Raw genomic sequence first — 5,241 nt, 5'->3', positions numbered from 1 at the left:
AGGCCCAGCGGGTCGGGCGTCAGGTAACGGCCCTGGGCCGGGTCGTAATAGCGCTGGTCGTTGTAGTACAAGCCCGTTTCCTGGTCGGCATACTGGCCCGGCAGGCGTCCCTGTGCATCATGGCTGTAGCGCTCGGCTTGTTGCGAGTGATCGATGGCGACCAGGTGCGCGCCCGCGTAGCGCCAGGTGGTGACGGTCTGGCGCACGATGCTGCCGGCGTCATCATAGGTGAACGCGCGCTTGAGATTGCCAAGTGTGATGCTGGAACAAGTGTAGTCGGTGGCACCGTTGGCCTGCGGGGCCAGTGTCATACGGCCATGCGCCGGCAGTGTCGTGCTGGATACGCTTGGCCTGCTCGACAGTCTAAAGCGCGCGCGGAGGTTCATGATGCGCGCGCCTCAATTCTCAGGCCACGTGCCGAACCGCTTGCGGTTGTTGCGCGCATGCGCCGAAGACTGTGCGTCGAGTGCCGTGTAGAGCTTATCGGCGACGGTGACCTCGTTGTTGTCGATAATGACGTTGGGGCTGTTGATGAGCATAATCGCCTCTTTGGCGTTGAACAGCCCCTCGATGGTGATTTTGTTGCCCCGGATGATTAAACCTGGCGCATCGCGTATCCATATGGCAGCGTATTGCGGGTAGTAAGAGCCGATATTCAGGTGGGCCGGTGGCTGGCGGGGTGGGGCAGGGATTGGCCTTGCGCGCTTGATGATAATGGTATTGTCGACTAACTGGTGGTTTGCGCCAAACAGCGCGACCGCCTCATGCCCCTCCACTTCGATGTGGCAATGACGAATGATATTGTTGCGGCCAACCAGATACGCGGCCAAGTCGCCGCTTTTGATGGTGAGGTTTTCCAGCAAGATATTGGTGTCGCCAAATTCCCGGAAGTTGGGGCCGTATCTATGTAGCGCCGTGTCGATTTGGTCGGGCCCCGGGCGATAATTCGGGCGTTGCTCCAGATACTGCCACCCCGTCAATGAAATGCCGGTACCTTTTACTTCAATAGTGCCATTTCGAAAGATTAGATTTTTTATCTTTATATGATTGACATATCCTCCAGAGTATCCATGGATAGCAACGCTGGCTCGGTCTAAACGTAACGCGTGACCGCTTAGGTCAAAGACAATGTCGCTATTAGAGAGTCTTGCCAATGGACCTAAGCCGCCAGGCTCGCCAAGTAGGGTTGTTAATCCGGTATTTCTAACTATGTCCTGCTCAAGGCAGAAGTGCGCTGGGCCACTCAGTGCCAGACTTTGGCCGCTATGGAATATCCAGAAGCCCGCGGGAAACATGGTATCTTCACCTTGAATTCTAACGAGAGAGAGTTTGCTGGGCACCCGTACGTCATTGAGGCCATGAGGAAGAAGCACATGAAAACATTCTTGTCCAAAACTTGAACATGTCATTGCCAATCCGAAACATAGAACTGCAAAATTAAATATAATCCTGATATGCATTTCACGCCCCGAGAGAGAGGTTACTTAGGAAGAATCGTGCCTTGGTAGAGTTTTCGGTCTAAAGGTTCGCCGTAATTGTTATGTAAATATGCTTGGTATTTGAGGCCGCTCAGCGTCATCCGCATTTCAGTCGCACAAATTTTATATTCAATATTCTAATTGGCGTTGGTTTAAAATATTTATATCGGTAAATAGCATATTCAGAAGCGGCGAAATATGAACTATTGCTTCATATCGTCATCTAGGTACGTCAATGTGACGATTGTCGGCAGTAGCCAGAACAGAGGCAGCAATTCAGTGGGTAATGGTGCTAATCCGCTGAGATTCAACACGAGCACTATATTGAATGTACCCACAAAGAAAGTAAAAGCAATGCATTTTTCTCGGTATGGCCGGCGCGACCGCCATAGGAACAGCAGTAAACCAAGTATTGCTATCAGGGAGGGCAGTACTAGGACGCACAGTAAGTAAAACAGAGCGACGAGACTAAAGTCAGCTGTTCTTGGCATCGGTGCTTCCATAGCACCGAGACGGATTGCATATGGCAATACCATCATGTAACTGCCGTGCAAAAAAAACAAAGGCCAGCACACCAACTGACTGATAAAACATACCGTCATCCCCTTGTGCGATGGAGGGTCAGTGGGAGGCGTTGCGAGAGCGTTCTGAATAAATAAATATGTGACTTCCCATATGACACAGCAGCCTTGGACCAGAATGCTGGCATAAATTAATATGCTCATAGGGGTAGCAAAGTATGGGCTGCCCAGTATCAGTACACTGAGGGAGTAGATGCCATACAGACCCGGTGGCGAGAGCGCTGCCAGAACCAAACGGATAGTTTTAGGCGACTTCATTATTCCGCCCCCCAATGCCATTCATGAACTCGTCCTTGCCAAAAAGTATGGAAGGTGCCGTTGTCAAAGGTTGACAGCAATGCTGTGCAGGCCTGGCATAGGAGGAGTGGCTTTCTCTGCCAGAATGACTTGCGTACGGAAATCGACCGCGCGGCATTGTGATTTAGGCCCATTTTGTGTCCCTGGACAGTGGCGTGATAGCGCCGCAGGTAATGGCCATGCACGTCACCATAGACGCCACCATGGTTTCTTCATCCGTTTTTCAAATACATTGTTCTTTAATGTGGCCGTACTATCTTTCATCAAGACGACGGGAGCGTCCACCCCCACTATCGTGTTGCTCTCAACGCGCACGCCAATGCTGGCGTCGGTGAGGTAGATGTTATGTCGGGTGGTGGATTTACCCTTGACCTCGATTCGATTACCGCTGATTAACGTACCGTTAGCTTGGTGCAGGGTTACGGCCGCACGCGGATTGTTTCGGGATTTGGACAGGTTCTCGTACTGATACAGGTAACCTTCGGAAGCATTGGCCAGCCATGTTGGAATGAGTGGGTCTGTGAGGACAATTATATTGTTCAGTATTTGGCCATTCGGTCCGGCCATCATGATGGCGCTGTCGCCGCCGCTCTCGATGACGCAGTTGCGAATGATATTGCCGTCTCCTTCCAGGATTACCCCCACGTTGTCAGTCTTGATGAGTAAATTATCCAGCACCACGCCTGATTTTTTGAAGCCGGGAAAATTTTTCGGTACCGGCTCGTCAATGCTGTACATGGGCCAGTGGTCTATGACCTCCACTGCCGTACCTAGGCCCCTGATGTCGAGAACACCATCCCGGATAGTGATGTTCTTGGCCACCGGTTTCTCGTCCTCCTTATCAATCCGGACCGCGACAATACCGCTGGAGTGTCCGTCGCTGTGCAAGGTGTGGTTAGCCATGTCGACAGTGACGTCGTTCGCTATCACTCCAAGTAAATGACGATAAGGCGCTGGCCCGGTATGCCCAGCGAAGTCGGATAGGCGCTGTTGCCAGAAATCCTCTGCGATGCAGTACAGGCCCGAAGCCTTGATTACTGCCTCCTGATATGGTCCGAATCCTGGCCGAATTTCGATACAAGGCAGAAATGACTTGGCTACTAGACGCGGCGGCAACAGAACTGGCGGGCTATCCATCCGCCATAACGTCCATGTAGCGAGCAGGAACCCAAGGATGAGTACGCGCATTCGGAATCGACGCGAACAGAATTGACGGCAGGTGTTCATTTTTTTTCCTCTGGTAGCGGCGCAGCTCCCTGGGGCAGAATGGTGCCAACGTAGTCAGATGGCTTTAATTTATTTAATGCTTCGCTGCGCTTTGCTTGGGCATCAAAGGGGTAAGGAGGTTCATGATGCGCGCGCTTCAATTCTCAGGCCACGTGCCGAACCGCTTGCGGTTGTTGCGCGCACTGGCCTAAGACTGCGCGTCGAGTGCCGTGTAGAGCTAGCCGTTGGTCGTTTCCAGGCGATTTGGTCATGGCGCAAGCTCGTCGCCGCCTTCGCGCAGCATCTTGCAACAGCCCTGTAGCAGCCTCCAGCGAAACTTGATGCCCGTCTCGTACCAGATGAAATACACCCAGAGATCCTTGTCCGGCAGCGCGTTGGGCGCTCTTTGCCTGTTTGACACCAGTACTTCGTCAATGACGTCTTGCGGCACGCGCGAGCGGACGGCGACGCGGGCCGTCTGGATGGGCAGTGAGCGGGACATGGCGTGCACGCCGTCACTCCATGCCTGCAGTGCTACCGGCTCGGCAGGCACGTCAGGGTAGGGATAGGGCCATACCTTCCATTCGAATTCCACCCATTGCGGCAGTTCGCGGCCATCCGGCGCGGCACCCATGGTCTTGCCGCCAGTCATGGGGTTCTTGTCGGGTCCCAGGGAGCCGGGGGTCGGAAAAAATATGCTGTTCGCGGTTCGCGCGCGGAGCACGTCGACCTTCTTGCCTTTGATGCCGTTGCTGAAGGTCACGATCATGCCGGGTCCTTGCTGCGAACATGGTGTCGCACAGGCAGTGCAGAGAGCGATGGCCGCAAGGAAGCAAATCGTCTGGAGCAGATATGTTTTCATGATGGTGCCTTGCAGGAAGCGTTGAAGGTAGAGCCGGCGGCCACGGTGGGAGCGCTGGTCCGCTGGTCTTTGCCAAGCGGATTGGTCATGGCGGAAGCTCGTCGCCGCCTTCGCGCAGCAAGCCACAGCAGCTGCTTTTCAGTTTCCAGCGGAGCTTGATGCCCGTCTCGTACCAGATGAAATACACCCAGAGATCTTTGTCCGGCAGCGCGTTGGGCGCTCTTTGCCTGTTTGACGCCAGCACTTCGTCGATGACGTCTTGCGGCACGCGCGACCGGACGGCGACGCGGGCCGTCTGGATGGGCAAGGCACGCGACAGGGCGTGTACCCCTTCGCTCCAGACTTGCCGCGCTACAGGATCAGAGGGCCTGTCCGGGTAGGGATAGGGCCATACCTGCCATTCGAACTCCACCCATTGCGGCAGTTCGCGGCCATCCGGCGCGGCGCCCATGGTCTTGCCGCCAGTCATGGGATTCTTGTCTGGACCAAGTGAACCAGGAGTCGGAAAAAATACGCCGTTCGCGGTTCGCGCGCGGAGCACGTCGACCTTCTTGCCTTTGATGCCGTTGCTGAAGGTCACGATCATGCCGGGTCCTTGCTGCGAACATGGTGTCGCACAGGCAGTGCAGAGAGCGATGGCCGCAAGGAAGCAAATCGTCTGGAGCAGATATTTTTTCATGATGTGCCTTGCAGGAAGGGTTGAAGGTGGAGCTGACGGCCACGGTGGGCGCGCCGGCCGGTGCTTGTTGCCTGCTGCTTTGGTCATGGCGCAAGCTCGTCGCCGCCTTCGCGCAGCATCTTGCAACAGCCCTGCAGC

5 protein-coding genes are annotated in these 5,241 nt (G+C 54.8%); all 5 read right to left on the bottom strand.

The genetic code is table 11. The features are described 5' to 3' along the window. The coding region (locus K0F86_RS24335) for an RHS repeat-associated core domain-containing protein (RefSeq protein ID WP_257572342.1) at positions 1-311 on the bottom strand (311 nt) is incomplete at its 3' end. An 87-nt stretch (positions 312-398) separates the two neighbouring features. After that, the gene (locus K0F86_RS24330; RefSeq protein ID WP_219136721.1) at positions 399-1,295 is read right to left on the bottom strand and encodes a right-handed parallel beta-helix repeat-containing protein; all 897 of its coding nucleotides are present in this window, start codon (positions 1,293-1,295) and stop codon (positions 399-401) included. A 1,247-nt stretch (positions 1,296-2,542) separates the two neighbouring features. Then, positions 2,543-3,544, bottom strand: coding sequence for a right-handed parallel beta-helix repeat-containing protein (locus tag K0F86_RS24325; protein WP_219136720.1), 1,002 nt, complete (start codon positions 3,542-3,544; stop codon positions 2,543-2,545). 286 nt (positions 3,545-3,830) lie between these two features. After that, on the bottom strand, positions 3,831-4,331 hold the full coding sequence (locus K0F86_RS24320; protein WP_219136719.1) for a hypothetical protein: 501 nt from the start codon (positions 4,329-4,331) through the stop codon (positions 3,831-3,833). 178 nt (positions 4,332-4,509) lie between these two features. Further along, positions 4,510-5,103 (bottom strand): hypothetical protein, encoded by a 594-nt coding sequence (locus K0F86_RS24315; protein WP_219136718.1) that lies wholly within the window; start codon positions 5,101-5,103, stop codon positions 4,510-4,512. Positions 5,104-5,241: the final 138 nt, after the last annotated feature.

It is taken from the genome of Janthinobacterium sp. UMAB-60 (genome assembly GCF_900095235.1).
Classification (GTDB): Bacteria; Pseudomonadota; Gammaproteobacteria; order Burkholderiales; family Burkholderiaceae_D; genus Janthinobacterium.
The sequence above is the reverse complement of the archived record's forward strand: the minus strand, read 5'-3'. Positions and strand labels throughout refer to the sequence as shown.

Bases quoted from the DNA above. Each gene is read 5' to 3' on its own strand.
- K0F86_RS24330 (WP_219136721.1), bottom strand. From the start codon at position 1,295: ATGTTTCCCGCGGGCTTCTGGATATTCCATAGCGGCCAAAGTCTGGCA.
- K0F86_RS24325 (WP_219136720.1), bottom strand. From the start codon at position 3,544: ATGCGCGTACTCATCCTTGGGTTCCTGCTCGCTACATGGACGTTATGG.
- K0F86_RS24320 (WP_219136719.1), bottom strand. From the start codon at position 4,331: ATGATCGTGACCTTCAGCAACGGCATCAAAGGCAAGAAGGTCGACGTG.
- K0F86_RS24315 (WP_219136718.1), bottom strand. From the start codon at position 5,103: ATGAAAAAATATCTGCTCCAGACGATTTGCTTCCTTGCGGCCATCGCT.